Origin of the sequence: Streptomyces sp. NBC_00582, assembly GCF_036345155.1 — a bacterium.
Classification (GTDB): Bacteria; Actinomycetota; Actinomycetes; order Streptomycetales; family Streptomycetaceae; genus Streptomyces.
The window spans coordinates 9,241,857-9,268,103 of the sequence record NZ_CP107772.1 but is presented as its reverse complement, the minus strand read 5'-3'; the positions used below and the strand labels follow the sequence as shown (position 1 = coordinate 9,268,103).

The window sequence follows — 26,247 nt, the reverse complement described above, 5'->3', positions numbered from 1 at the left end:
CAACTCCCCTGCCCCAGGAGGTCGTTGTGCCCCACCGCCGCGCATCCCTCACCGCCGCGGCCGCGCTGCTCGTGCTCGCTCTCGCCGGCTGCGACTCCGGTGCGCAGGACACGTCGGCCGTGGCGAGCGGGCCTTCGGTGATCGCGCCGGGCGCGCCGGGCGAGGGGAACCGGACGCTCTCCGCCCAGGAGGCGGCCGAGCAGCGGGCCGAGGACGACACGCCCAACTCGGCGGACGTGTCGTACGCCCGGATGATGATCCAGCACCACGCCCAGGCCCTGGAGATGACCGAACTCGTCCCGGACCGGGCGGCGTCGGCCGACGTCAAGCGGCTCGCGCAGCGGATCTCGGCCGCGCAGGGACCGGAGATCGAGGCGATGAAGGGCTGGCTCGCGTCCTACGACAAGGCCGAGACCGGCGATCCGCACGACCACACCGTGATGCCGGGCATGGCGACCGAGGCCCAGCTCACGACCTTGCGCGCGGCGCACGGCGAGGCCTTCGACGCCCTGTTCCTCACCTTGATGATCACGCATCACGAGGGCGCGATCACCATGGCCACGGAGGTCAAGGCGCAGGGCAACAACCTGCGCGTCGAGGAGATGGCGGACGACGTGGTGGCCCAGCAGACGAGCGAGATCGCCCGCATGCAACGGATGCGCTGAGCCCGAGTCGGCGGCTCACCGCTTGGCGTGACGTGGTGTCAGGTATCCCGCGTCCCGCGCCTGGGCGATCAGCCGGAGCGACCGGCGCCGGCTGTGGCCGGTCGCGCACATCACCGCGAGCACGGGGTCCGCGCCCTCGCGTTGGGCCGCGCGGTACTCCTCGGCGACCAGCCGGCACCCCTCGCGCCCGCGCGGCCAGGCCGGGCGGGCGCGCCGGGATCCGCCCGGCCGGGTGGCGGCCTCCCCGGTCTCCGCCCCGGCGCCGCCGGCGCACCGGTCGAAGAGCGGGCCCTCGATCCAGTCCGCGAGGTCCGCCAGGTCGACGAGGGACAGGGGTGGCCGGGCGCGGACGTCCTCGATGGAGACGCATTCCCCGGACACCACGGCCAGCAGGTCCACAGCGGCCCCGTCGGCGAAGGCGAGCCGGACGTCGAACCAGGTCACGGCGGGGTCGCCGGTCTCCCGCACCTCCCACGCCGGCCACACGGACACGGTCCCGTCCTCGGCGGAACGATCAGAAAGATTAAGGAAGGATGCTTCTAGCACACACGGAACGTAACCGCATGATCACTTTCCATACGAACGAACACGCACGCGTGTCGAACCGACGACACCCTGTCAGCGGAGCGGCCTCGGTGGGATGCTGGAGGCACCAGCGCTCTCCTCCGTCGCACGCGTCCGTCGTGCGGGTAAGGGGTCACGCCGTGCTGCGTGTCGCCGTCGTAGGCTCCGGGCCGAGCGGGGTCTACACCGCCCAGAGCCTCGTCCAGCAGGATCCCGAGGTGCTCGTCGACGTCCTGGACCGGCTGCCGTGCCCGTACGGCCTGGTGCGGTACGGCGTCGCCCCGGACCACGAGAAGATCAAGTCGCTCCAGGGGAACCTGCGCACGGTGCTGGAGCACGAGCGGGTGCGCTTCCTCGGCGGGGTCGAGGTCGGCGCGGGCGGGGTGCCGGTCGCCCGGCTGCGCGAGCTGTACCACGCGGTGGTGTACTGCGTGGGCGCGGCGGCCGACCGCCGGCTGGGCATTCCGGGCGAGGACCTGCCGGGCAGTTGGTCGGCCACGGAGTTCGTCTCCTGGTACAGCGCGCATCCGGACGCCGTCGGCGAGGACTTTCTGCGGGGCGTCCGCGCGGCCGTCGTGATCGGCGTGGGGAACGTGGCGGTGGACGTCACCCGGATCCTGGCACGTGGTTCGGCCGAGCTGAGCCCCACCGACATGCCCCAGGCGGCGCTGGCCGCGCTGGACGCGAGCGGGGTCACGGAGATCCACACGGTGGGCAGGCGCGGCCCCTCCCAGGCCCGCTTCACCACCAAGGAGCTGCGGGAACTCGGCGCGCTGCCCGGCACGGACGTGCGCGTGGACGAGGCGGAACTGGCGCTCGACCCGGGCTACGGCGATCCCTCCGGGCTGCCGGCGGCCCAGCGCCGCAATGTGGAGGTGCTGCGCGGCTGGACGGCCCTGCCGCCGCGGGACGCACGACGGCGGATCCGGCTCCGGTTCTTCCTGCGGCCCGTGGAACTGCTCGCCGTCGGGGGGCGGGTGGGCGCGGTGCGGTTCGAGCGGACCGCACCCGACGGCCGGGGCGGGGTGAGCGGCACGGGCCGTTACGAGGACGTCGAGGCACAGCTCGTGCTGCGGTCGGTGGGGTATCGCGGGGTACCGCTGGACGGGCTGCCGTTCGACGCCGCGCGGGGCACGGTGCCGCACACCGCCGGACGGGTGATGCGCGCGGGCGGGGTGGCGCGGGGCGAGTACGTGGCGGGCTGGATCAAGCGGGGGCCCACCGGCGTGATCGGCACCAACCGGCCGTGCGCGAAGGAGACGGTGACCTCGCTGCTGGAGGACGCCCCCGTGCTCGCGGGCGCGTCGGTGCCGGAGGATGTGCTGCCGCTGCTGCGGGCCGCCGGGGCGGAGCCCGTCGGCTGGGAGGGGTGGCGGGCGATCGAGCGGGCCGAGGCGGAGCTCGGGGCCTCGCTGGGGCGGGGCGTGGTGAAGCTGCCGGACTGGGCGGCGTTGCGGGCGGCCGTCGCCCGGGCAGAGATCACCGACGAGTACACGCGGCGGCAACACCTCGGAAATCAACATTCTGTTTAATCCCCGTACCGTCCCGTGCTGTCCGGATGTCCCCCGCCCAGGAGTGTCCATGGCCTCGACCGCACCCGTGCATCCCGTCGACGAGGTGCCCCCCGTACGGCAGCTGGCCGCGTTCGGGATCCAGCATGTGCTCGCGATGTACGCCGGCGCGGTGGCCGTGCCGCTCATCGTGGGCGGCGCGATGAAGCTGTCGCCCGCCGACCTGGCGTATCTGATCACGGCCGATCTGCTGGTGTGCGGGATCGCCACGCTGATCCAGTGCGTGGGGTTCTGGCGTTTCGGGGTAAGGCTGCCCATCATGCAGGGCTGTACGTTCGCGGCCGTGTCGCCGATGGTGCTGATCGGGACGACGGGCGGCGGACTGCCCGCGATCTACGGGTCGGTGATCGTCGCGGGGCTCGCGATCGTGCTGCTGGCCCCGGTGTTCGGCCGGCTGCTGCGGTTCTTCCCGCCCCTCGTCACCGGCACGGTGATCCTGGTCATCGGTCTCTCGCTGCTGCCCGTCGCCGGCAACTGGGCGGCGGGCGGCGCCGGTTCAAAGGACTTCGGGGAGCAGAAGAACCTCGCGCTGGCCGCGTTCGTGCTCGCCGTGGTGCTGGTCGTGCAGCGGTTCGGACCCGCGTTCCTGAGCCGGATCGCGGTACTGATCGGCATCGTCGTGGGGCTCGTGGTCGCGGTGCCGTTCGGGTTCACCGACTTCGGCGGGGTCCGGGACGCCGACTGGCTGGGGATCAGCACCCCGTTCCACTTCGGGGCGCCCGCCTTCGAGGCCTCGGCGATCGTGTCGATGCTGGTCGTGGCACTGGTGACGATGACGGAGACGACCGGTGACCTGATCGCGGTCGGCGAGATGACCGGCCGCAGGGTCGAGGCCCGCTCGCTGGCCGACGGTCTGCGCGCGGACGGCCTCTCGACGGTCCTGGGCGGCGTCTTCAACACCTTCCCCTACACGGCGTACGCGCAGAACGTCGGCCTGGTCGGCATGACCCGGGTGCGCAGCCGCTGGGTGGTGGCCACCGCCGGCGGCATCCTCGTGCTGCTCGGTCTGCTGCCCAAGCTCGGCGCGGTGGTGGCGGCCGTCCCGGCGCCGGTCCTCGGCGGAGCCGGTCTGGTGATGTTCGGAACGGTCGCCGCGAGCGGTCTGCGGACCCTGGCCCGGGTGGACTTCGAGGACAACCACAACCTCACCGTGGTGGCCGTGTCGGTGGCGATCGGCATGCTGCCGGTCGGGGTGCCGACCATCTACGAGAAGTTCCCCGACTGGTTCCAGACGGTGATGAACAGCGGGATCAGCGCGGGCTGTGTGACGGCGATCGTGCTCAACCTGGTCTTCAACCACCTTCCCGCGCAGGGCGGTTCGGCACCGGAGGCGGCGACACCCCCGGCCGGCGGTGGGGAGTCCCGGGGTGAGGCGGCGTAGAGCGGCGGCGTGCCGTGCGGGCCGACCGTCCCGCACGGCACACGGATCTCAACCCACTGTGCAGGCCGCTCCGTTGAGGGTGTAGGCGCCCGGTGCCGCGCTGTTGCCGGTGTGGTTCGCCTGGTAGCCGATGGTGACGCTCGCGTTCGGTGCGAGGGTCGCGTTGTACGACGCGTTCGTCGCCGTCACCGCTGCGGAGGCCGGGCTGTACGTCGCGCCCCAGCCGTTGGTGATGGTCTGGCCGGAGGGCAGCGTGAAAGCGAGCTGCCAGCCGTCGACGGTGGTGGTGCCGGTGTTGGTGACGGTCACCGAGGCGGTCAGCCCGGTGTTCCAGGCGTTGGTCGTGACGGTCACCCTGCAGCCGCCGGGCTGCGGCTGGGGCGCGGGGCCACCGCTGTCGAGACCGAAGAACGTGAGCACGCGGGCCGCCATCCCGTACGCGTACAGGTTGTGGCCGGTGCCCTGGAGGCTGATCGCCTCCACCGGGGCCTGGTCACCGGTGGCGCCGTAGCGGGTGCGGGTCCAGCCGGACTGGGGTGAGTCCGTGGCGGCCGGCGTCTGACCGAGGCCCTTGACGTTCGTCCACTGCTTGATCTCCTCCCCGAAGTTGGGGTAGCGCAGGACGTCGTCCTCGGTGCCGTGCCAGAGCTGCATCCGGGGCCTGGTACCGGTGTAACCGGGGTAGGCGGCGCGGGCGATGTCACCCCATTCCTGCGCGGTGTGGATCACGGTGCCGCCGGAGCAGGCGCTGTTCCACTCCGAGCCGTCGGCGGTGGCGAAGCAGCCGAAGGGAACGCCGGAGAAGGCGGCGCCCGCCGCGAAGACGTCCGGGTAGTCGCCGAGCAGGACGTTGGTCATCATCGCGCCGGAGGAGATGCCGGTGGCGTAGACGCGGCTGGTGTCGGCCGAGTAGTTCGCGGCCACCCAGTCGACCATGGACTTGATGCCGACGGGATCGCTGCCGCCGCCGCGCTTGAGCGCCTGGGGCGAGGAGACGTCGAAGCACTTGCTGCTGCGGGTGACCGACGGGTAGACGACGACGTACCCGTACCGGTCGGCCAGCGTGTCGTACTCGGTGCCGTTGTACATGTCCGGTCCGGAGCCGGTGCACCAGTGCACGGCGACGAGGACGGCCGGGTGCGCGGTGACGTTCGCCGGCACGTACACGTACATCCGCAGACCGCTGGGGTTGGTGCCGAAGTCGGTGACCTCGGTGAGGGTGGCGGCCGGGACGGGCGCCGCGGACTGCGGGCGGGCCGAGGCGGTGGGGGCGGTGAGGAGGGCGGCGGCGAGCAGGAGCGCGAGGGCTCCCCCCAGTGAACGCAGCGCTCTCGCTAAGAAATCGGACACGTGCGGTCCCTTTCTCGTGGCGGCTCGGGGAGGCGTCCGCCCGCATGGTGGCATGCCCATGCTTGCCATGGAAGCGCTCCCACGCCTCCACGTGGGTCGGTGACGTGTTCTGCGCAAAGCGTTGACTAGAAAGCGCTTGCCCTCTACGTTCCGTTCAGCAGTGTGACCCATCCGCTCCCAAGATCCCCGGCAGGTCGCACTGTCAGCGCTTCATGATTCATGTATGTGATCAAAGTTTATATATGCGTTCTCCCCCGCCCCCCGAAGGGACGCATTGGCATGCACACGAGCCCCCCGCGTACACAGGCGCAAAGGTTCGCTCTCGTCGCGGCGGCCGCCGCTCTCGCCGCGACGGCGGTCCTCACCCTCCCCCAGTCGGCCGGGGCCGCCGACACCTCGCCGGTCGGGTTCGGCGCCGGGACGACCGGCGGCGGAAGCGCCTCGGCGGTCACCGTCTCGACACTCGACGCCTTCAAGGCCGCGGTCACCGGGAGCGCCGCGAAGGTCGTGAAGGTCAACGGCCTGATCACCCTGGGCGGTCAGGTCGACATCGGCTCCAACACCACGCTTCTGGGCGTCGGTTCGTCATCGGGATTCACCGGGGGCGGGCTGCGGCTGAAGAAGGTGACGAACGTCGTCGTCCGCAATCTGAACATCAGCAAGCCGCTCAAGCCGGCCGACGGCATCGAGGTCCAGGCCTCGACCAAGGTGTGGATCGACCACAACTCCTTCTCGGCGGACCGCGATCACGACAAGGACCACTACGACGGCCTGCTGGACGTCAACCACGCCTCGGACTACGTGACGGTGTCCTGGAACACCTTCAAGGACCACTTCAAGGGCTCGCTCGTCGGCCACAGCGACAACAACGCCTCCGAGGACACCGGCCACTTGAGGGTGACGTACCACCACAACCTGTTCAGCAACGTGTACTCGCGCATCCCCAGTCTGCGGTTCGGCACCGGGCACTTCTACGACAACTACGTCGTCGGCGCCGAGACGGCCGTCCACTCGCGCATGGGCGCCCAGATGCTGGTCGAGAACAACGTCTTCCGCTCGACCCTGGTCGCCGTGACCACCAGCCGCGACAGCGACGTGGACGGCTACGCCAACCTCACCGGCAACGACCTCGGCGGAGCCGCGATCGAGATCTCGCAGGTGGGGACGTTCACCAGGCCGCCCTACAGCTACACCGCCGAGCCCGCCTCGTCCGTCGCCGCCTCGGTGACGTCCGGCGCGGGCGCCGGAAAACTCTGACCGCCCCCATCAGGAAGAAGGAATCGGGACATGACTTCTTCGGCACGTCCGCGCACCTTCGTGCGCGCGCTGACCGGCATACTGGCCACCCTCGGTCTATCGATTGGCATGATCACGACATTGGGCACCTCGCCCGCGGCCGCCGCCACCTGGCCCACCGCCACCGGCAGCCGGGCCGTCTCCTCGACCATCCCCGTGTCCGGGACGAAGGACTACGGGATGATCCGCCTCTACGGCACCGGCGACCTGGGCAGCGGCAACCAGGACGAGGACCAGGGGCCGATCCTGGAACTGGCCGACGGGGCCGTCCTGAAGAACGTCATCATCGGCGCCCCGGCCGCGGACGGCGTCCACTGCAAGGGCAGTTGCACGCTGCAGAACGTGTGGTGGGAGGACGTCGGCGAGGACGCCGCCACCTTCAAGGGCACCTCCTCGTCGAGCGTCTACACCGTCTACGGCGGGGGCGCGAAGGCCGCCAGCGACAAGGTGTTCCAGTTCAACGGCGCGGGCAAGCTGGTCGTCTCCAAGTTCGCCGTGCAGAACTTCGGCACCTTCGTGCGGTCCTGCGGCAACTGCAAGACGCAGTACAAGCGGACGATCATCCTCAACACCATCGAGGTGACCTACCCGGGCGGCCGGATCGCCGGCATCAACACCAACTACGGCGACAGCGTGGCCCTGCGCGCCATCACCGTCGTCGGCGACAGCAGCAAGAAGATCATCCCCTGCCAGAAGTACATAGGGAACAACACGGGCGCCGAGCCGACCACCAACGGCACCAGTGCCGACGGCACGTACTGCAACTACACGGCGGCCGACCTCACCTACAAGTAGCCCCTTCCCCCACCGTCCCCCCACGGTGAAGGCGGCCGTACGAAGCGCCCCCGCACGGTGCTTCGCACGGCCGCCGTGCCTATGTCCGGGCCCGGACGGGCCCCAGCGCCATGTCGGCGAGGGTGCGCCGGTGGTGCTCGTACGCGGTGCGCAGCGCCGGGCCCGGCCAGTCGGCGGGCAGCAGCGCGGGCGGCAGGACCGGGTCGGCCAGCAGATGCCGTACGACGGCGGCGAGGACGGTGAACAGGTCGGCGGGCGCGGGTGAGCGCTCCACATGGGCCAGCAGGGCCCGCGCGGTGCCGGCCCAGGCGTCGAGCGGCCACAGGCTCGCGGCGAGGTCGCGGGCGGGGTCCGCGGGCCGGGTCGTGAAGCGCCGGAGCACCTGGTCGAGGTCCTCGGGCCAGGGTCGGCCCAGGTTGGCGGGGCGCAGCCAGACGCCCTCACGCAGTTCGGCGAGCCGGAGGGCGGACAGCCGGGTGCGCAGTTCGGCGCGTTCGGCGGGGCCGCGGCCGGTCGCGGTGATCACGGCCATCTCCCAGTCGCCGTCCCACGCGCGCGTGTCGGGCGCGACGGCGTCGTCCTGCCGGCGCTGCCGCTCCAGCAGCCGGTCGCTGAGCCGGTAGACGGCGTCCGTGCGCCGCAGATCACCGGCGGCCACCATCCTGCTCAGCGCGGCCCGCACGGTCGACCCGCCCACCCCGAAGGGCTCCACTCCGCGCACCAGGTCCCGCGCCGGCAACTCGGGCGGGTGTGCCCCCAGCAGCAGGCTCAGCACCACCGACCGCGCGGACAGGGGCCGCAGGTCGACCCCGCCGGGCTCCGCCGAGACGTTCATCCGCATGGGCACGTACTGTACGTCGCCCCAGGTGTTGCAGTATTGCTGCAGTCGCAGAACAAGTGCAACATGGGCGCATGACCTCGACACCCGCGCAGACCCCGCCGTACGCCACGCACGACGTGACCAACCAGGCACCGCCGCTGTCCCCCTACGACGCCTCCGACGACACCGCCCTGCTGGAGGGGCTGCGCCGGGAGGGCGCCGGATGGGCGGAGCCGGACGTCCGCCGGCTCGGACTGCTGGCCGGCGGCGCCGAGGCGCAGGAGTGGAGCGACCTGGCCAACCGGCACGAGCCCGTGCTGCGCGCCCACGACCGGTACGGCCACCGGGTGGACGAGGTGGAGTTCCACCCGAGCTGGCACGAGCTGATGCGGGTGGCCGTCGCCGAGGGCCAGGCGGGCGCGCCCTGGGCGGACGACCGGCCCGGCGCGCATGTCGCGCGATCGGCGGGCGGCCTGGTGTGGGGGCACACCGACGCCGGACACGGCTGCCCGACGTCGATGACGTACGCGGCGGTCCCCGCCCTGCGCCGCCAGCCGGAGCTCGCGAAGGTGTACGAGCCGCTGCTGACGAGCCGCGAGTACGACCCGGGGCTGCGGGTGCCGACGCAGAAGCGCGGGCTGCTGGCCGGCATGGGGATGACCGAGAAGCAGGGCGGCTCGGACGTCCGTACGAACACCACGGCGGCCTCGCCGACGGCGGAGCCCGGCGTGTACACCCTGCGGGGGCACAAGTGGTTCACGTCGGCGCCGATGTGCGACCTGTTCCTGGTGCTGGCGCAGGCGCCGGGCGGGCTGTCCTGTTTCCTGGTGCCGCGCGTACTGCCGGACGGCACCCGCAACACGTTCCGCATCCAGCGGCTCAAGGACAAGCTGGGCAATCGCTCCAACGCGTCCTCCGAGCCCGAGTTCGACGGGACCGTGGCCTGGCTGGTGGGGCCGGAGGGACAGGGGGTGAAGACCATCATCGAGATGGTCAACTGCACCCGGCTGGACTGCGTGATGATGTCGGCGGCGCTCATGCGCAAGACGCTCGTCGAGGCGGGTCATCACGTACGGCACCGGAGCGCGTTCGGCGCGCGGCTGCTGGACCAGCCGCTGATGCGGAACGTCCTGGCCGACCTGGCGCTGGAGTCGGAGGCGGCGACCACGCTGACCCTGCGGCTGGCCGGGGCGGCCGACCGTGCGGTGCGCGGAGACGCCGGTGAGCAGGCCTTCCGGCGGATCGCCACGGCCGTCGGCAAGTACTGGGTGACCAAGCGGGGTCCGGCCTTCACCGCGGAGGCGCTGGAGTGCCTGGGCGGGAACGGGTACGTGGAGGACTCCGGGATGCCCCGGCACTACCGCGAGGCGCCGCTGCTGTCGATCTGGGAGGGCTCGGGGAACGTCAACGCGCTCGACGTGCTGCGGGCGTTGACGCGCGAACCGGGGACGGCGGACGCCCTGTTCGGTGAACTCGCCCTGGCGCGGGGGGCGGACGCCCGGCTGGACGCGGCCGTCGCGCGGCTGCGCTCCGAGCTGGGCGCCGCGACCGCGTCGGGCGCCCGTCGGCTCGTGGAGCGGATGGCTCTCGTGCTCCAGGGCTCCCTGCTCGTCCGGCACGCCCCGTCCGCGGTCGCGGACGCCTTCTGCGCGACCCGGCTCGGCGGGGACTGGGGGTACGCCTTCGGCACACTGCCCGACGGGGCCGACATCGGCGGGATCCTGGAGAGGAGCCTTCCCGCCGGGAACTGACGCCCCTCACCCGCGGTGGAGCCGCCCGCCCCGCGGAGCGCCCCGCCGTACGGTCCGGGGCAGCTCGCGGGCTGCGCCCCGGGCGGTTCCCGGCCGACCTGGCGCCGAGCGTCCTCGGGCTGCCGGCGGAGCGCGGAAGTCCGTGCCCGCCACGCGCGCGTACCCTCGGCGGCGGCATCCCGGCGCCCACCACGCGCTCCCCGGACGAGGGGGGCCGGCTGCCGCGCACACCGGCTCGACGACCGGCAGCCCTGCCCCGACCGACCGGTGCGACGCCCTGCCGCCGGCCTGGCGGCCCTCGGCCCCGCCGCGGGGGCGCTGCGGAAGTCTCCGCGTGGCATCCCGAGGGACGAGGGCCGGCGGGCTCGGCTCAGCTCATCGGGCGGCCGCGGAGGGCGTCGAAGCGGGCCCAGTCGGTGTCCCACTGGTCGATGCGGCGGCGTTCCAGACGGCCGCGCAGGACACGGCCGCCCGCGAACGGCAGCGCCCCCGCGGCCACGCCGGCCAGACCGCCGACCAGGGTGGAGCGCAGGCGGGCCTGGGCGGGGGTGGCGGGCTGGGTGACCATGCGGCCCTGGCGGTCCGTCCAGATCGTGACCGGGGTGCCGGCGGGGCTGCCGGTCGCGGCCCTGACCTGACCGGTGTGCGCGGAGCCGTCCGGGCCGGTCCAGCCGACCTTCGCCCAGACCTGGTCGGCGCCGGTGGAGCCGGACCGCGCGACGGCCTTGCCCGGCGCCGCCTCGGTCAGGCGGGCCTGGAGCGGACGCCACTCGACGCGTTCTCTGGCCAAGCCCTGTTCGACGGACCCGGCGGCCCCCCACCCCGCCAGAACCCCGACGAGGACGGTCAGTGCCCAGGCACCGAGCACGACCCAGGCCTCCACCGCGTCGGCGCGACGCCTCAGCGGGTTGCGCCGCCAGCGCCACAGCCACACCTTCGGACCACGGAACGCCATCGAAGGCTTCCTCCTCATGAGCGCACGAACATCCTTGGACCGCCCTCCCATACGGGGCGGGCGGTCCGGATGCTCAGGGCGAGTCCTTCGTCCCGACGGTCGCATGCGTCACGCCGCCCGCGCAGGCGTCCGTCCGAACGTGGCCGACGTCATGCGGTCCGGGACCGGCGCGACCGCGGTGACCTGCGGTGAAGGGCCGTCCGGAGGTGACTGTCAGTGGCGGGGTGCAGACTGGCCGGTGTCCGGGACAACGAGGTCGAGGACACAGCGGAGGAGAGCGGCATGACCGAGGTACTGCTCGCCGTGGGCACGCGCAAAGGCCTGTTCATCGGGCGTCGGCGCGGCAGCACATGGGAGTTCGACACATCCCCCTACTTCAACGCACAGGCGATCTACTCGGTCGCCATCGACACCCGGGGCGAGCGGCCGAGGCTGCTGGCCGGCGGTGACAGCGCGCACTGGGGCCCGTCGGTGTTCCACTCCGACGACCTCGGCCGCACCTGGACCGAACCGGCCACACCCGCCGTCAGGTTCCCGCAGGACACGGAGGCGTCGCTGGAGCGGGTGTGGCAGCTCCACCCGGCGGCGGCCGAGCCCGACGTGGTCTACGCGGGGACGGAACCGGCGGCGCTGTACCGCTCGGAGGACCGCGGGGAGACCTTCGAGCTGGTCCGCCCGCTGTGGGAGCACCCGACGCGCTCGAAGTGGGTGCCGGGCGGCGGCGGAGAGGGCCTGCACACCGTTCTGACCGACCGGCGCGACCCCGACGCGGTGACGGTGGCGGTGTCGACGGCCGGGGTGTTCCGCAGCACCGACGGCGGGGTGAGCTGGGAGCCCTCCAACTCCGGTGTCTCCGCGGTGTTCCTGCCGGACCCGCACCCGGAGTTCGGCCAGTGCGTGCACAAGATCGCCCAGGACGCGGCCACCCCGGACCGGCTCTATCTGCAGAACCACTGGGGGGTGTACCGCAGCGACGACACCGGACGGAACTGGACTGACATCGGCGCGGGCCTGCCCTCCACCTTCGGTTTCGCGGTCGCCGCCCATCCCACGCGCGGGGACACGGCGTACGTCTTCCCGATCAACGCCGACGCGGACCGGGTGCCCGCCGGGCACCGGTGCAGGGTGTTCCGCACGACGGACGCGGGCGCCGGCTGGGAGCCGCTGACGGCGGGTCTGCCGCAGGACGACCACTACGGCACGGTGCTGCGCGACGCGCTGTGCACGGACGACGCGGATCCGGCGGGCGTGTACTTCGGCAACCGCAACGGCGAGGTGTTCGCCTCGGCCGACGACGGCGACAGCTGGCGGCAGTTGGCCTCCCATCTGCCGGACGTGCTGTGTGTGCGGGCAGCGGTCGTCGGATGAGCCGAGTGGGGGGATCGCAGGGCGTTGGCCACCGGTTGATCACCGCCGTGTGCACGGCAGTAGGGTGACGCCCGTGGCACCACGACCTTTGCATGAAATCGTCGAAGCGGGCTGGGCGAAGGCCCTGGAACCGGTGGCGGGACGGATCGCCGAGATGGGCGACTTCCTGCGCGCGGAGATCGCCGCGGGACGCACCTATCTCCCGGCCGGACAGAACGTTCTCCGGGCCTTCCAGCAGCCCTTCGACGACGTCCGGGTCCTGATCGTCGGACAGGATCCCTACCCCACCCCGGGACACGCGGTGGGGCTGTCCTTCTCGGTCGCCGCGGACGTACGCCCGCTCCCCGGCAGCCTGATCAACATCTACCGGGAGCTGAACACCGACCTCGGCCTGCCCCAGCCCTCCAACGGCGATCTGACGCCGTGGACGCGGCAGGGCGTGCTGCTGCTGAACAGAGCCCTCACCACGGCCCCCCGCAAGCCCGGCGCGCACCGCGACAAGGGCTGGGAGGCGGTCACCGAGCAGGCGATACGGGCGCTGGCGGCGCGCGGCAAGCCGCTGGTGTCCATCCTGTGGGGACGGGACGCCCGCAATCTGCGTCCGCTGCTGGGCGATCTGCCCGCGGTGGAGTCCGCTCACCCCTCCCCCATGTCGGCGGACCGGGGCTTCTTCGGCTCGCGGCCGTTCAGCCGGGCCAACGACCTGCTGGTCCGGCAGGGAGGTCAGCCGGTCGACTGGCAACTGGCGTGAGGGGCCCCGCGGATCCGGGGCGCGGCCACGGCATCCTCGCCGTGGACTCGGGCGGCTCGGGTCTGCGGGTCGCCGTGGGCACCGCCGGGGCCGGCGCCCCGGCCGAGCTGTCCTCCGCGGTGCCGGTGCGCACCGGGGAGCGGGGCATCGATCCGAAGCATCTGATGGAGCAACTCGTACCGATGGTGCGGGCGTTGACGGCGCGCACCGGGATCGAGGAGCTGACCGCGGCCGTCGTGGGAGCGGCCGGGACGGCCACCCTGGGCGAGGCGCTGCGGGCCGAGATCCCGGAGGAGTTCACCCGTGCGTTCGGGGTGCGGACGACCGCGCTCGCGGCCGACGCCGTGACCGCATACACGGGCGCGCTCGGCGCCCGGGCGGGTGCCGTGGTGGCGGCCGGCACCGGGCTGATCGCGCTCGGCACGGATCTGACGGGCTGGCAGCGGGCGGACGGCTGGGGCCATCTGCTGGGCGACTGCGGCAGCGGCGCCTGGATCGGGCGGGCGGGCCTCGAGGCCGCGCTGCGCGCCCACGACGGGCGGCCGGGCGGCTCGGCCCCGCTGCTGGCCCGCGCCGAGGAGCGGTTCGGGCCGATGCCCGCACTCCCGGGCCGGCTCTACCCACGGCCGGACCGGGCGGCCGTCCTCGCCTCGTTCGCACCCGAGGTGGCCGCCTGCGCGGAACACGATCCGGTGGCCGCGCACCTCCTGCGCGCGGCGGCCCGGCACATCGCCGAATCGGCCGCCGCCGTCTGCCCGGCGGGAGGAGAGCCCCCGTTCGCCCTCACCGGGGGCCTGGCGAGGCTCGGCCCCCCGCTCCTCGTACCCCTGGCCGAGGAAGTGGCACGGCGGCTGCCGCAGGCGCGGCAGGTGGACGCCGAGGGGGATCCCCTGCACGGCGCGGTGCGGATGGCCGCCGACTTGGCGCACGGACGACTGGCCCTGCCGGTCGACGGGATGCTCCTGTCGGTGACGCACCGGGCCTGAGGCCGCACGTAGGCGCGTACGTAGGGGACGTACGGCATGAATCGTACGGAACGAGTCGTACACCCTTACCCAAAAGAGGGATTGCTCTCTTCGAGGGCAAGTCGCCCGGAAAACACGCTGATCACTTCTGATCCGTACGTAACTCATCAGACAAAACCGGACGGATACCGCTCACCTGCACCCTCCCCGAACAGGGGAGCCCAGGAAACAAGTAACATGCGGCGCCATGAGCTCCCCCACTGGGCCCGCGTCCGGCCTGCCAGTACGAATGCCGCGCCCCCGCCAGCCCGGGCGGCACCGGCGACCCGAGCCGTTGGCGGCTCCCGAGGGCGCGCCCGCGCTCGTTCTCGCGGTGCCGGGCACGCCGAGCGCCGCCACCCGCGGCATCGCCGAGGAGATCGTGAGCATCGCCCGCTCCGAGCTCCCCGGCCTCGACGCGCGCATCGGTTACCTGGACGGGGACGACGCCGAGTTCCCCGCCCTGCAGTCCGTCCTCGCGCACGCCGCCGAGGAGCGCACCGCCCGCTACGAGCAGGCCCGCGCCGCCGGTCTCGACGTCAAGGAGCCCGACGGCCCGGTCGGCGTCGTCGTGCCGCTGCTGGCCGGCCCCGACAGCGCGCTGCTGCGTCAGCTCCGGCAGGCCGTGATGGAGAGCCGGGTCGCCGCCGACCTCACCGATGTGCTCGGCCCGCACCCGCTGCTCGCCGAGGCGCTGCACGTGCGGCTGTCCGAGGCCGGTCTGGCCCGCGCCGACCGCGCCCGCCTGTTCACCGTGGCGACCGCCGCGGACGGCATCATCCTGGCCTCCGTGGGCGGCGAGGAGGCCGTGCAGGCCGCCGGGATCACCGGCATGCTGCTCGCCGCCCGGCTCGCCGTGCCGGTGATGGCCGCCGCGCTCGACCAGGAGGGCTCCATCGCCTCCGTGGCCGAGCAGCTGCGCTCCTCCGGCTCCCAGCAGCTCGCGCTCGCGCCGTATCTGATCGGCCCCGAGATCGACGCCGCGCTGATCGCGGAGGCCGCGAAGGAAGCGGACTGCGCCGCCGCCGAGGCGCTCGGCGCCTACCCGGCGATCGGCAAGCTCGCGCTGGCCAAGTACACGACCGCTCTGGGCATCGCCCCACCGCAGCCCCAGGGCGCGCCGGTCCGCTGACCGGCCGACCGTCAAGGACGCCGCACACCGCGAAAGGGCCCGCTCCGGCTGAGGAGCGGGCCCTTCGCCGTGCCGGAGCACCGGGCGGCAGCGGCGGATCGGGGCGGGGTCAGCCCAGGACCACGCAGGAGGCCGCGGGGATCGGGAGGGAGCCTGCGGCGCCGGGGAGTGCTCCGCCGGGGTCGAGGGTGAACCAGGTGACGTCGCCCGAGCGCTCGTTGGCGACGTAGAGGACCTTGCCGCAGGCGGAGACGGCCAGGTCACGCGGCCAGTGCCCGCCGCAGGGGACCGTGCCCGCCAGCCGCAGCGCGTCGCCCTCCCCCTCGACGGCGAACACGGACACCACGTCCTCGCCGCGCACCGCGGTCCACACGAACCGGCCGTCGGGCGCGACGACGATGCCCGACGGGTAGGCGTCCCCGTCCGGCGGGCCGGGCAGCACCGGCACCTCCGCCAGGGGCTTCAGGGAGCCGTCGAGCGCGTCCCAGCGGCACACCGTCACGGTCGGGGTGAGTTCGTTGACGACGTAGGCGTACGAGCCGTCCGGATGGAAGGCGAGGTGGCGCGGGCCGGAGCCGGGGCGCAGGGCGTGCTCGCGGTGCAGGACCGGCGTGCCGTCACGCAGGGCGCACACCCGCACCGAATCCGTCCCGAGGTCCACGCTGACCGCCCAGCGCCCACTGGGATCGGCCTGCACCTGATGGGCGTGCGGCCCCTGCTGACGCCGGGTGTGCGGGCCGGAGCCGGTGTGGTGGAGCACCCCGGAGGCGGTGCGGGCGAGGCTGCCGTCCTCGCGCACGGGGACGGCGGTGACGCTCCCGGAACCGTAGTTGGCGGTCAGGACGTGCCCGTCGACCACGGCGAGGTGGGTGGGGCCGCTGCCGCCGACCGCAACGGGCGGCCCGGCCGACTCCGGGACGTCGCCCGTGACACGGTACGCGGCCACGGCGCCCTCGGTCGTCTCGCTGACCGCGTAGAGCGTGCCGCCGTCGGCCGAGAGGGCCAGGTAGGAGGGGTCGGGAAGTCCGTCGAGGCTGCTCAGGGCGGTGAGCGCCCCGCTGTCCGGGTCCACGGCGGCGGTCACGATGCCGGGCCCGCCCGCCGCCGTGAACGAGCCGATGAACGCCCGCCGGGTCCGTCCGCCGAGATCTGCCACCGCTGTCCCCTCTCGACCGCTGCTGTTCGGGGTGACGGTAGCAGTTGATCAGCGCAGGTCTAGACCAGACCCGCGCCGAAACGTCACGCCGGGTGTCGCGGCGGACGTCACGCTCCGACCAACGGCGATCCGGACGGGGTCCGCAGCGGCTGCGCCAGTTCCGCCAGGGCGTGTTCCAGGCCGTGCAGGTGGGCCAGCGCGGGCTCGGCGGCGGACGGCCGTTCGACGGGGGCGGCGGCGGTGGACCCGCCGTCGGTGAGGGCTTCCACGGCCGCCTGGACGCGCCAGCAGGCGGCGGCGAGGCGGGCGTCGTGCGAGGCCTCGGGGTCGGCGGCGACGTCGGCGAGGCCGCGGCTCTCCAGGGCGCAGGCGTCGAGCAGGGCCAGCACCCGGCGGGCGCGCCGCTTGCGGCCGAGCATCGGGTTCAGCGGGTGTACGAGCGGGGCGACGGCGAGCCGCACCCGGCCGAGGAGCTGCTCCAGTTCCGCGACGCGTGCGGCGGGGTCGGCCGCCGGGTCGCCGGCGAGGCGGGCGGCGGCCTCGGCGGTGCAGGCGTGCACACAGCGCAGGACGCGCTGGATCCAGGCGTCGGTGATCGTGTGCGTGGTGACCGGCAGCACGAACAGCACGGCCAGTGCGGCGCCGAGCGCGCCCACCCCGGTCTCGGCGAGCCGCAGCGCCAGCAGCCCGGGGGTGAGGACGCCGAGAAGGCCGTAGAGGAGTTCGGCGAGCAGGGTCACCCAGAGCATCATCCAGGTGTAGGACACGGCGGCCGTGTAGAAGATGCCGAAGACCGAGACCGCGACGAGGGCGGCGGTGAGGGCCGGGGCGCCGTTCACGGGGGCCGCGACGAGGAGGCCGAGTCCGACGCCGATGACGGTGCCGAGGACCCGGCGGAAGCCGCGGACGAGGGTCTCGCCGCGTGAGGCGGTGTTGACGAAGATCCACCAGGTGGCGCCGACGGCCCAGTACCAGCGCTGTCCGGAGACGAGCTGGCCCAGGACGAGGGCGAGGCCCGCGCCGGCGGTCGCCTGGACGGCCTGCCGGGTGGTGACCCGGCCCAGGCCCCGGCCGCCCGGCGGGACGGGGACCGGGGGCGGGGGCGTGCGGCGCTCGTAGCACCACGCCCCGAAGCGCACGGCCGCGGCGCTCAGCAGGGACAGCGCGACGGACGCGGACAGCTCGGGGAGCTGCCCGGTCGTCGCGTGCAGGAACTGGGCGACGAAGAACATCATGAACGCGAAGACGCCCAGGCTGTGGCCGCGCGGCCCCCACCGGCGGGCGTACACGCCCACCCCGATGACGGCGAGGAAGGTGAGGTCACGGGCCACGGGGTGGTCGTGCAGCACGGCCGCGGCGGCGAGGACGGGCAGGCCCACGGCGGGCAGCAGCGCGGTGGTGAGCGCCTGGCCGCGCACGGTGGCGTCCGCGACGGTGAACAGCGCGAGCAGGGCCGCGAGCCCGCCCGTGACGACCCCGGGGAGCGCGTGCCCGGCGAGGCCGCACACCGCCACGGCCAGGCCGATGCCCAGGACGGCCCGGGCGGCGAAGCGCAGCCGAGTCCGCCCCGGGTCCGGAGCCGTGAACACCCTCTTCAGCACTGTTTCCCACCCCTGCCGGACGTCCGCATGAAAAAGGCGCCGCGGGGTCCGCAGCGCCATTGACCCACCCATGGGAACATCCGGAGGGCAGATGGTTCAACCGGCCTCGTCCTCACTGAGCCAATGGTTCAGGGTTGAGGTCCCGCGGTCCGCCGACAGGGTGCCAACGGACCACCGGGGTGCCGCTTCACCGCTCGGCCGCCGTGTGCAGGGCGCGCAGCACATCGGCGTCGCTGAGCTGCGCGAAGTCGTCGTACCAGAGGCCCACGGCCATGAAGGCGGCCGGCTGGTGCAGACAGATCACCTCGTCCGCCTCGGGCCGCAGCAGGCCGACCGCCTCCGGGGAGCCGACCGGTACGGCGAGCACGGTGCGATGGGGCGCCACCCGCCGAAGGGAGCGCAGCGCGGCGCGGGCGGTGGCCCCGGTGGCCAGGCCGTCGTCGACCACGATCGCGGTGCGTCCCCGCAGATCCGGGGCGGGTCGGCCCTCGCGGTAGAGCAGCTCACGACGGTGGAGTTCGGCGCGCTCGCGCTCCACCACGGGGGCGAGGTCGCGCTCGGTGAGGTCGAGTCTGCGCAGGGTGTCCTCGTCGTAGAGCGGCTCGGCGCCGCCGACGAGCGCGCCGACGCCGAGCTCCTGCTGGAACGGCGCGCCGATCTTCCGTACGACGAGCACGTCCAGCGGCGCGTCGAGCGCCCGGGCGACCTCCTCGGCCACGGCGACACCGCCCCGGGGCAGGGCGAGGACGACGGGGTCGGGCAGCTCGCCCTCCTCCTGCCGGGTCCGCAGCACACCGGCGAGCGCGCGTCCCGCCTGACCGCGGTCACGGAACCGCATGGCGACCGCCACTCCTTCCCTTGCGTCCCCCGCGTCAGCCCCCGTCCCCCGCCGGCGGTACCGACCGCAGCCGGTCGTCGCACCACCGCTTCGCCGTCCCGGCGACCTCCTCCAGCGCGCCGGGCTCCTCGAACAGGTGGGTGGCGCCCGGTACGACGTGGAGGGCGCTCGGCCCCCGCAGCAGCCGGGCCGCCTCCTCGTTCAGCCGCAGCACTTCGGGGTCCCGGCCGCCCACGACGAGCAGCACCGGCGCCCGTACGGCGTCCAGGGCCGCCTCGGCCAGGTCGGGCCGCCCGCCGCGGGAGATCACGGTCAGCACCCGGTCGGGTCGCTCGGCGGCCGCCACCAGGGCCGCCGCGGCGCCGGTGCTGGCGCCGAACAGGACCACGGGCAGCGCCCCGGTGTCGTACTGTGCGGCCAGCCAGTCGACGACGGCGACCACGCGCCGGCCCAGCAGCGCGATGTCGAAGCGGTGCACGCCCGTCGACGCGTCCGCGCGGTCCTCGGCCTCGGTGAGCAGGTCGATCAGCAGCGTGCCGAGGCCGGCGGTGCGCAGCTCGGCGGCGACCGCGCGGTTGCGCGGGCTGTGGCGGGAGCTGCCGCTGCCGTGGGCGAACAGCACGACGGCCCGGGCGCGCTCCGGTACGAGGAGGTCACCGGTGAGCGCCGCGCCGTCGGCCGGGACGCGGACCGGTGAGGAGATCATCACCGTCACCTTCTTCCTCGGGACGGCGGCGGCGCCGCGCGTGCCTCCCCCGGCGCCGGCACGTTCCTGTATCCAGCATGGCACTGGTCGCCCGGGGTTACGGTGGGGGCGTGGGCGGCGGCACGGTGACGCTGTTCCTGTGCGGCGATGTGATGCTCGGGCGCGGCGTCGATCAAGTCCTGGCGCATCCGGGCAGTCCCCGGCTGCGGGAGGAGTGGGTCGAGGACGCCCGCGTGTACGTCCGGCTCGCGGAGTCGGTGAACGGGCCGGTGCCGGCGCCCGTCGCTCCTTCCTGGCCGTGGGGCGAGGCACTGGGCGTGCTGGAGCGGACGGCTCCGGATGTGCGGGTGGTGAACCTGGAGACGTCCGTCACGCGCTGTGACGCGTTCGCGCCCGGCAAGGCGGTCCACTACCGGATGCATCCGGCCAACCTCCCGGCTCTGACGGTGGCCCGGCCCGACGTCTGTGTGCTGGCCAACAACCATGTGCTGGACTTCGGTCGCCCGGGTCTGGTCGAGACGCTCGACGCGCTGGCCGGCGCGGGTCTGCGGACGGCGGGCGCGGGACGCGGCCCCGACGAGGCCTACGCCCCCGCCGCGGTGCCGGTCCCGGACGGCGGCCGGGTGCTCGTGTTCGCGCTGGGTGCGCGCTCGGGCGGGATCCCGCCCGACTGGGCGGCGAGCCCCACCGCGGCCGGTCTCGCCTATCTGCCCGAGCTGTCGGCCGCGACGGCCGACGCGGTGGTCCGGCATGTGCGCCGGGCCGAGCGCCCGGGCGATCTCGCGGTGGTGTCGGTGCACTGGGGCTCCAACTGGGGTTTTCACGCGCCCCGTGACCAGATCCGGTTCGCGCGTGCCCTGGTCGACGGCGGTGTCGACCTTGTCCACGGGCACTCCTCCCACCATCCGCGCCCCGTCGAGGTCTACCGCGACCATCTCGTGCTGCACGGCTGCGGCGACTTCATCGACGACTACGAGGGCATCTCGGGCTACGCGGAGTACCGCGACGATCTGCGGCTCGCCTGGCTCGTCCGGCTCGCCGCGGACACGGGCCGGCTGGCCGGTCTGACCATGGTGCCGCTGCGCTCCCGCCGGATGCGCCTGGAGGCCGCTTCCCCGGCGGACCGTGCCTGGCTGCGTACGACGCTGGACCGGATCAGTTCCGGCGTCCGGGTCACCGAGAGCCCGGCCGGCACGCTCGCGGTGGCGCACCCGGCCCTCGGGCACGGGCCGAGGGCGGGCCCATGAGCCGTGGGACCGGGCCGTTGGTACAGTCGGCGAAGATCGGTTCCGCACGAGGAGGCCGGGCGCCATGGCCGTGGACGAGCTCGACACCCGCATTTTGCGGCTGTTGCTCGAACAGCCGCGCACCAGCGTGCGGGAGTACGCCCGGATCCTCGGCGTCGCGCGCGGCACCCTCCAGGCGCGGCTGGACCGGCTGGAGCGGGACGGCGTGATCACCGGCAGCGGCCCCTCGCTCTCCCCCGCCGCACTCGGCCATCCGGTGCTCGCGTTCGTGCACATCGAGGTCACCCAGGGCCATCTCGACGACGTGGGCGACGCGCTGGCCGCCGTACCGGAGATCGTCGAGGCGTTCTCCATCACCGGCGGCGGCGATCTGCTCACCCGGGTGGTGGCGCGGGACAACGCCCATCTCGAGGACGTGATCCAGAAGCTGATCAGCCTCCCCGGAGTGGTCCGCACCCGTACCGAGGTCGCCCTGCGCGAACGGGTGCCGCACCGACTGCTGCCGCTGGTGGAGTCGATCGGCCGTGCGGCCCGCCGGTAGCTTCTCAACTTTCGATCCTGTCAGGCCCGTTGACGCTCTCCCGTCCCCCTTCTAACGTCTGGTCGACCATCCGCACGTTGTTCGTGATACCGAACATCACGCACGCACCCCCTTGTGGATCAGAGGAGCAGCACATGGCACGTCCCCTCAGCAGACGGACCCTCCTCCAGAGCGCGATCCTCGCCGCCGCCGTCCCGGGTGTCGGCGCGGCGGTGGCCCCCGCGGCCTCGGCGGCCATCCTTCCCCCGCCGGCCTCCTGGGCGCTCCAGCCCTTCGCGCTCAAGGACGTGGCCCTCGGCAGCGGGATCTTCGCCGGCAAGCGGAAGCTGATGCTCGATCACGCCCGCGGCTACGACGTCAACCGGCTGCTCCAGGTCTTCCGGGCCAACGCCGGGCTCTCCACCCAGGGGGCGGTCGCGCCGGGGGGCTGGGAGGGGCTCGACGGCGAGGCCAACGGCAATCTGCGCGGGCACTACACGGGACACTTCCTGACCATGCTGGCGCAGGCGTACGCGAGCACCGGCGAGCAGGTGTTCGCGGACCGGATCGCGACCGTGGTCGGTGCGCTGACCGACGTCCGCGCCGCCCTGCGCACCGACCCGAAGATGCTCGCCGTCACCGGCAGGTGGGGCGGCGCCGTCGAACTCGTCCGCGGCTCCAGCCAGTTCGTCGACCTGCCCGCCACGGTGCTGAACGGCGCCTCGGCGATCACCCTGTCGGTGTGGGTCAGGCCCACCCATGACGCCAACTGGCAGCGGGTCTTCGACTTCGGCAACAACACCACCCGGTACATGTACCTGGCCACCCGCAACGCGAGCGGTGTGCCGCGGTTCGCCGTCACCACGAGCGGAGCCGGCGGCGAACAGGGCCTCAACGGCACGGCCGCGCTGCCGCTGAACCAGTGGAGCCACCTCGCGGTGACCCTCTCGGGCAGCACCGGCACCCTGTACGTCAACGGCACGGCCGTCGCCACGAACACCGCGATGACCCTCACCCCGGCGGCACTCGGCACGCTCACCAACAACTGGCTGGGCCGCTCGAACTACTCGGGCGACCCCCTGTACGCCGGCTGCTACGACGAGTTCAACGTGTGGTCGCGGGTCCTGACGCAGGCCGAGATCACCTCGTTGCAGACCAACGAGGCCAAGCTCTCCGCGCCGGGCCTCGGCACCCTCGCGTCGTACTACTTCCAGGCCACGAACGGCGGCACCTTCTCGGACGCCTCCGGCCGGGGTCAGACCGCCACCCTGAAGCGCACCTGGGGCGGGCCGAGCCACCCCGGGTTCCTGGCGGCCTACCCGGAAACCCAGTTCATCCTGCTCGAGTCGATGACCGCCAGCGACTACACCAAGGTCTGGGCGCCTTACTACACGGCGCACAAGATCCTGCGCGGGCTGCTGGACGCCTACGTCGCCACCGACGACGCCCGCGCCCTGGACCTCGCCTCCGGCATGGGCGACTGGATGTACTCCCGGCTGTCGGTGCTGTCCGAGGCGACGCTCCAGCGGATGTGGGGGCTGTTCTCCAGCGGGGAGTTCGGCGGCATCGTCGAGGCGATCGTCGATCTGCACGCGTTCACCAAGAAGGCCGAACACCTCGCGCTGGCCAAGCTGTTCGACCTCGACTCGCTGATCGACGCGTGCGCCGCGAACACCGACACCCTCGACGGGCTGCACGCCAACCAGCACATCCCGATCTTCACCGGACTGCTCAGGCTGTACGACGCGACGGGCGAGACGCGCTACCTGACCGCCGCGAAGAACTTCTGGGGCATGGTCGTACCGCACCGCATGTACGGCATCGGCGGCACCAGCACCGGGGAGTTCTGGAAGGCGCGGGACAGCGTCGCGGGCACGATCAGCGCCACGAACGCGGAGACGTGCTGTGCCTACAACCTGCTGAAGCTGAGCCGGACCCTGTTCTTCCACGAGCAGACCCCGGCCTACATGGACTACTACGAGCGGGCGCTGTACAACCAGGTCCTCGGCTCCAAGCAGGACACCGCCGACGCGGAGAAGCCTCTCGTCACGTACTTCATCGGGCTCACCCCCGGCCATGTCCGCGACTACACGCCCAAGCAGGGCACGACCTGCTGCGAGGGCACCGGCATGGAGAGCGCCACCAAGTACCAGGACTCGGTGTACTTCAAGGCCTCCGACGGCAGCGCGCTGTACGTCAACCTCTACAGCCCGTCCACGCTGACCTGGGCCGAGAAGGGCGTCACGGTCACCCAGACCACCGCCTACCCGGCGGAGCAGGGCACGACGCTCACCTTCGGCGGGAGCAGCGCCGCCTTCGCGCTCGCACTGCGGGTGCCGTCCTGGGCGACCGCCGGCTTCCAGGTGACGGTCAACGGCGGCGCGGTGAGCGGCACTCCGGTCGCCGGCAGCTACTTCACCGTGTCCCGCACCTGGAAGTCCGGTGACGTCGTGCGCGTCACCGTCCCGTTCCGGCTGCGCGTCGAGAAGGCCATGGACGACCCGACGTTGCAGACCCTCTTCTACGGCCCGGTCAACCTGGTCGCCCGCAACTCCTCGACGAGTTACCTGCCGTTCGGGCTGTACGCGAACACGGCGCTCTCCGGCGATCTGCTGCCCACCCTGACGCCGGTGAGCGGAACGCCACTCCACTACACGTTGAACGGCACCGAGTTCGCCCCCTTCCACGAGGGGACCGAGGATCCGACGCACGCCTACTTCCGGCGCTCGGAGCCGAGGGCGGTCTTCGGCACCCTCGACTCGGGGGTCGCCAACCCCGCGAAGTCCGACGGGACCACGCTGCTCGACGAGGTGTGGGCGGCGGCGCCGTTCGCGTCCAAGGCGGCGCTGGTCGCCCGGGTGCGGACCGTGGTGGACGCATGGGTGGCCGCCGGGCTGCTCACGTCGGCGAACGGCGAGAAGGTGGTGACCACCGCGAACGCGGCGAGTTACGTGTCGTAGCGCCGGATGCCGGATCTAGGACCGGCGGCGGGGCTTGCCGCCGCCGGTGCCGCGCCGACCGCCGCCCTTCGCGCCGGCTCCCCCCTTCGCGCCCGCGCCGCCCTTCGGCGAGCCGCCGCGGGTGCGGGTGCCGCCGCCGGTTCCGGTGCTCTTGCGGGACGCGGTGCCGGGCTGCGCCTTCCGGGGTTCGCGCTGCTTCTCCGGGGGCTGCTGGGCCCGTCCCCGGGTGCTGTTGACCGTGCGGCCCCGGACGATGCCGATGAGGTCCTCGACCAGGTCGGTCGTCGCCTCCTCGGGCCAGGACAGGGCGACCGCGGACTGCGGGGCGTCCAGGACCGTGCGGTAGGTGAGGTCGCGGCGGTGGTGGAGGCGGGCCAGGGACTGGGGCACGACCAGGACGCCGATGTTCGCCGCGACGAGTTCGATCGCGTCCTCCGTGGTCCGCGGGCGCTCGAAGGCGGGCTCGCCGGGCAACTCCTCCCAGCCGAGGACGTCGTCGAGCGGGTGGATGACCACCTCGTCGGCGAGATCCTCCAGGGTGATCTCCTCGGCGGCGGTGATCACATGGTCCTTCGGGACCACGACCACCGTCGCCTCGGTGTAGAGGGGGATCGCGCTGAACACCGTACGGTCGACGGGCAGGCGCAGGAAGGCCGCGTCGGCGGCGCCGTCGCGCAGGGCGTCGGAGGCCTCGCCCGGGGACACCTGGAGGAGGGTGAGCGGGGTGCCGGGCAGGCGCTCCTCCCAGATCCGCACCCACTTGGCGGGCGTCACTCCGGGAACGTACGCGAGCCGGAACGAAGGGGAATCCGCCTGGTCGGTCATCCCGCCAGGTTACCGGCTGTGGTCGGAGGCCTCCCCGGCGGCCGATACCCTGGACCGTATGAAGTCGCAGCAGACCACCCAGACGATGAAGCCCGCCACCGCGGCGAAGAAGCTGGGTGTGTACCTCCCCGCCACGCCGTCCGAGTTCCAGGAGGGCGTCGTCTCGCGCGCCGAGCTGAACGAACTCCAGGCGAACCCGCCCGAGTGGCTGCGGACGCTGCGCGAGAACGGCCCGCACCCCCGTCCGGTGGTCGCGGCGAAGCTGGGCGTGTCCATCGCGGGTCTGGCCCGCGGCGGGGTGACGGAGGCCCTCACCACCGAGCAGATCGACGCGCTCAAGGACGCGCGGCCGGAGTGGCTGGAGAAGGAGCGCGCCACCCAGGCCGAGGTCCGCAAGGAGACGGCCCGCATCAAGAAGCGCGACGCCGAGCGCGCCGCCGAGGACTGACCGGCCCGGTTTGCGCTGCTCAGCGCGGTGCGCCGCGCACGGTGGACCCCGGGAGTCGCCGGGAAGCGGTCGGTTTGACTACGATCTGGGCAGGTTCACCGACGTGGGTGTTTCGAGGTTGCTGGGGGTTGGGATGGTTGCTGGTCGTGTGGTGCGCTTCGACAGCCAGCGGGGCTACGGGTTCATCGCGCCCGACGACGGCGGGGAGGATGTCTTCCTGCACGTCAACGACATGCTGATGCCCGAGTCGCAGGTGCGGCGGGGCATCCTCGTCGAATTCGAGATCGAGGACGGCGAGCGCGGTCCGAAGGCGTCCGGGGTCCGGCTCGCGCGGGGCGAGGACGGCAAGCCGCTCGCGGCCGACGACGACGTGCTGTGCGATGTGCTCAGCACCGAGGAGTTCGTCCGGGACGTCACCGAGGCCCTGCTGAGCTCGGCGCCCTCGCTCACCGGCGAGCAGATCGTGCAGGTGCGCGCCGGGCTGGCGCAGTTCGCCAAGAACCACGGCTGGGTCGAGGGCTGACCCACCGGCCGCGGCGGTGC

At 73.0% G+C, this 26,247-nt stretch carries 24 protein-coding genes; 15 read left to right on the top strand and 9 right to left on the bottom strand.

Going from position 1 to position 26,247, the window contains the following annotated elements; genetic code table 11:
• Positions 1–26: 26 nt before the first annotated feature.
• On the top strand, positions 27–665 hold the full coding sequence (locus OG852_RS41930; RefSeq protein ID WP_133912991.1) for a DUF305 domain-containing protein: 639 nt from the start codon (positions 27–29) through the stop codon (positions 663–665).
• A gap of 15 nt (positions 666–680) precedes the next feature.
• Here the strand turns inward: OG852_RS41930 and OG852_RS41925 are convergent, their stop codons facing one another.
• Complete coding sequence (locus OG852_RS41925) at positions 681–1,157, bottom strand: DUF6214 family protein (RefSeq protein WP_330350612.1); 477 nt, start codon at positions 1,155–1,157, stop codon at positions 681–683.
• A 212-nt stretch (positions 1,158–1,369) separates the two neighbouring features.
• On the opposite strand from OG852_RS41925, the gene OG852_RS41920 reads away from it, so the two are divergent.
• Together OG852_RS41920 and OG852_RS41915 are read left to right on the top strand one after the other, a co-directional pair.
• Positions 1,370–2,761, top strand: coding sequence for an FAD-dependent oxidoreductase (locus tag OG852_RS41920; protein WP_133912989.1), 1,392 nt, complete (start codon positions 1,370–1,372; stop codon positions 2,759–2,761).
• A 49-nt stretch (positions 2,762–2,810) separates the two neighbouring features.
• The gene (locus OG852_RS41915) at positions 2,811–4,181 is read left to right on the top strand and encodes a nucleobase:cation symporter-2 family protein (RefSeq protein ID WP_330350611.1); all 1,371 of its coding nucleotides are present in this window, start codon (positions 2,811–2,813) and stop codon (positions 4,179–4,181) included.
• Between the two features lie 48 nt (positions 4,182–4,229).
• On the opposite strand, the gene OG852_RS41910 is transcribed toward OG852_RS41915, so the two are convergent.
• Positions 4,230–5,531 (bottom strand): extracellular catalytic domain type 1 short-chain-length polyhydroxyalkanoate depolymerase, encoded by a 1,302-nt coding sequence (locus OG852_RS41910; protein ID WP_330350610.1) that lies wholly within the window; start codon positions 5,529–5,531, stop codon positions 4,230–4,232.
• Positions 5,532–5,810: 279 nt separating this feature from the next.
• Between OG852_RS41910 and OG852_RS41905 the strand changes: the two genes are divergently transcribed.
• The gene (locus OG852_RS41905; RefSeq protein ID WP_330350609.1) at positions 5,811–6,788 is read left to right on the top strand and encodes a pectate lyase family protein; all 978 of its coding nucleotides are present in this window, start codon (positions 5,811–5,813) and stop codon (positions 6,786–6,788) included.
• A 30-nt stretch (positions 6,789–6,818) separates the two neighbouring features.
• Positions 6,819–7,622 (top strand): pectate lyase, encoded by an 804-nt coding sequence (locus OG852_RS41900; RefSeq protein ID WP_330350608.1) that lies wholly within the window; start codon positions 6,819–6,821, stop codon positions 7,620–7,622.
• Positions 7,623–7,701: 79 nt separating this feature from the next.
• Here OG852_RS41900 and OG852_RS41895 read toward each other — a convergent pair whose 3' ends face one another.
• The gene (locus tag OG852_RS41895) at positions 7,702–8,463 is read right to left on the bottom strand and encodes a PaaX family transcriptional regulator C-terminal domain-containing protein (protein ID WP_133912985.1); all 762 of its coding nucleotides are present in this window, start codon (positions 8,461–8,463) and stop codon (positions 7,702–7,704) included.
• 71 nt (positions 8,464–8,534) lie between these two features.
• Between OG852_RS41895 and OG852_RS41890 the strand changes: the two genes are divergently transcribed.
• Positions 8,535–10,193: a DNA alkylation response protein gene (locus OG852_RS41890; RefSeq protein ID WP_330350607.1), complete on the top strand. Its 1,659-nt coding sequence runs from the start codon at positions 8,535–8,537 to the stop codon at positions 10,191–10,193.
• 370 nt (positions 10,194–10,563) lie between these two features.
• On the opposite strand, the gene OG852_RS41885 is transcribed toward OG852_RS41890, so the two are convergent.
• Positions 10,564–11,148, bottom strand: a complete 585-nt coding sequence (locus OG852_RS41885; RefSeq protein WP_133912983.1) for an Rv1733c family protein — start codon at positions 11,146–11,148, stop codon at positions 10,564–10,566.
• A gap of 216 nt (positions 11,149–11,364) precedes the next feature.
• Here OG852_RS41885 and OG852_RS41880 point away from each other — a divergent pair, with 216 nt between their 5' ends.
• The 4 genes from OG852_RS41880 to OG852_RS41865 all read left to right on the top strand — a co-directional run bounded on the left by OG852_RS41880 (position 11,365) and on the right by OG852_RS41865 (position 15,403).
• Positions 11,365–12,516, top strand: a complete 1,152-nt coding sequence (locus tag OG852_RS41880) for a WD40/YVTN/BNR-like repeat-containing protein (protein WP_133912982.1) — start codon at positions 11,365–11,367, stop codon at positions 12,514–12,516.
• A gap of 73 nt (positions 12,517–12,589) precedes the next feature.
• The gene (locus OG852_RS41875) at positions 12,590–13,267 is read left to right on the top strand and encodes a uracil-DNA glycosylase (protein ID WP_133912981.1); all 678 of its coding nucleotides are present in this window, start codon (positions 12,590–12,592) and stop codon (positions 13,265–13,267) included.
• A complete protein-coding gene (locus OG852_RS41870; RefSeq protein WP_330350606.1) occupies positions 13,264–14,253 on the top strand; it encodes a BadF/BadG/BcrA/BcrD ATPase family protein in 990 nt (329 codons plus the stop codon). The genes OG852_RS41875 and OG852_RS41870 overlap by 4 nt, the downstream gene beginning before the upstream one ends.
• Positions 14,254–14,479: 226 nt before the next feature.
• The gene (locus OG852_RS41865) at positions 14,480–15,403 is read left to right on the top strand and encodes a sirohydrochlorin chelatase (protein WP_133912979.1); all 924 of its coding nucleotides are present in this window, start codon (positions 14,480–14,482) and stop codon (positions 15,401–15,403) included.
• Positions 15,404–15,512: 109 nt separating this feature from the next.
• Here the strand turns inward: OG852_RS41865 and OG852_RS41860 are convergent, their stop codons facing one another.
• The 4 genes from OG852_RS41860 to OG852_RS41845 form a co-directional block, all read right to left on the bottom strand.
• Positions 15,513–16,559 (bottom strand): lactonase family protein, encoded by a 1,047-nt coding sequence (locus tag OG852_RS41860; RefSeq protein ID WP_133912978.1) that lies wholly within the window; start codon positions 16,557–16,559, stop codon positions 15,513–15,515.
• Positions 16,560–16,666: 107 nt separating this feature from the next.
• Positions 16,667–18,160 (bottom strand): FUSC family protein, encoded by a 1,494-nt coding sequence (locus OG852_RS41855; RefSeq protein ID WP_330350605.1) that lies wholly within the window; start codon positions 18,158–18,160, stop codon positions 16,667–16,669.
• A 187-nt stretch (positions 18,161–18,347) separates the two neighbouring features.
• The gene (locus OG852_RS41850) at positions 18,348–18,998 is read right to left on the bottom strand and encodes a phosphoribosyltransferase (protein ID WP_330350604.1); all 651 of its coding nucleotides are present in this window, start codon (positions 18,996–18,998) and stop codon (positions 18,348–18,350) included.
• Positions 18,999–19,032: 34 nt separating this feature from the next.
• On the bottom strand, positions 19,033–19,704 hold the full coding sequence (locus OG852_RS41845; RefSeq protein WP_330350603.1) for a dienelactone hydrolase family protein: 672 nt from the start codon (positions 19,702–19,704) through the stop codon (positions 19,033–19,035).
• Between the two features lie 110 nt (positions 19,705–19,814).
• Here OG852_RS41845 and OG852_RS41840 point away from each other — a divergent pair, with 110 nt between their 5' ends.
• The 3 genes from OG852_RS41840 to OG852_RS41830 all read left to right on the top strand — a co-directional run bounded on the left by OG852_RS41840 (position 19,815) and on the right by OG852_RS41830 (position 24,431).
• Entirely contained in the window at positions 19,815–20,951 is a 1,137-nt protein-coding gene (locus OG852_RS41840; RefSeq protein ID WP_330351593.1) for a CapA family protein, read from the top strand.
• A 64-nt stretch (positions 20,952–21,015) separates the two neighbouring features.
• Positions 21,016–21,492: an Lrp/AsnC family transcriptional regulator gene (locus OG852_RS41835; protein ID WP_133912973.1), complete on the top strand. Its 477-nt coding sequence runs from the start codon at positions 21,016–21,018 to the stop codon at positions 21,490–21,492.
• Positions 21,493–21,626: 134 nt separating this feature from the next.
• Positions 21,627–24,431 (top strand): beta-L-arabinofuranosidase domain-containing protein, encoded by a 2,805-nt coding sequence (locus OG852_RS41830; RefSeq protein ID WP_133912972.1) that lies wholly within the window; start codon positions 21,627–21,629, stop codon positions 24,429–24,431.
• A gap of 15 nt (positions 24,432–24,446) precedes the next feature.
• On the opposite strand, the gene OG852_RS41825 is transcribed toward OG852_RS41830, so the two are convergent.
• Positions 24,447–25,256 carry a LysR family substrate-binding domain-containing protein gene (locus OG852_RS41825; protein WP_133912971.1) on the bottom strand — a complete coding sequence of 270 codons (810 nt, stop codon included), beginning with the start codon at positions 25,254–25,256 and terminating at the stop codon, positions 24,447–24,449.
• A gap of 58 nt (positions 25,257–25,314) precedes the next feature.
• Between OG852_RS41825 and OG852_RS41820 the strand changes: the two genes are divergently transcribed.
• Both OG852_RS41820 and OG852_RS41815 read left to right on the top strand, forming a co-directional pair.
• Positions 25,315–25,704, top strand: coding sequence for a DUF5997 family protein (locus tag OG852_RS41820; RefSeq protein WP_133912970.1), 390 nt, complete (start codon positions 25,315–25,317; stop codon positions 25,702–25,704).
• Positions 25,705–25,837: 133 nt separating this feature from the next.
• Complete coding sequence (locus tag OG852_RS41815) at positions 25,838–26,227, top strand: cold-shock protein (RefSeq protein ID WP_133912969.1); 390 nt, start codon at positions 25,838–25,840, stop codon at positions 26,225–26,227.
• Positions 26,228–26,247: the final 20 nt, after the last annotated feature.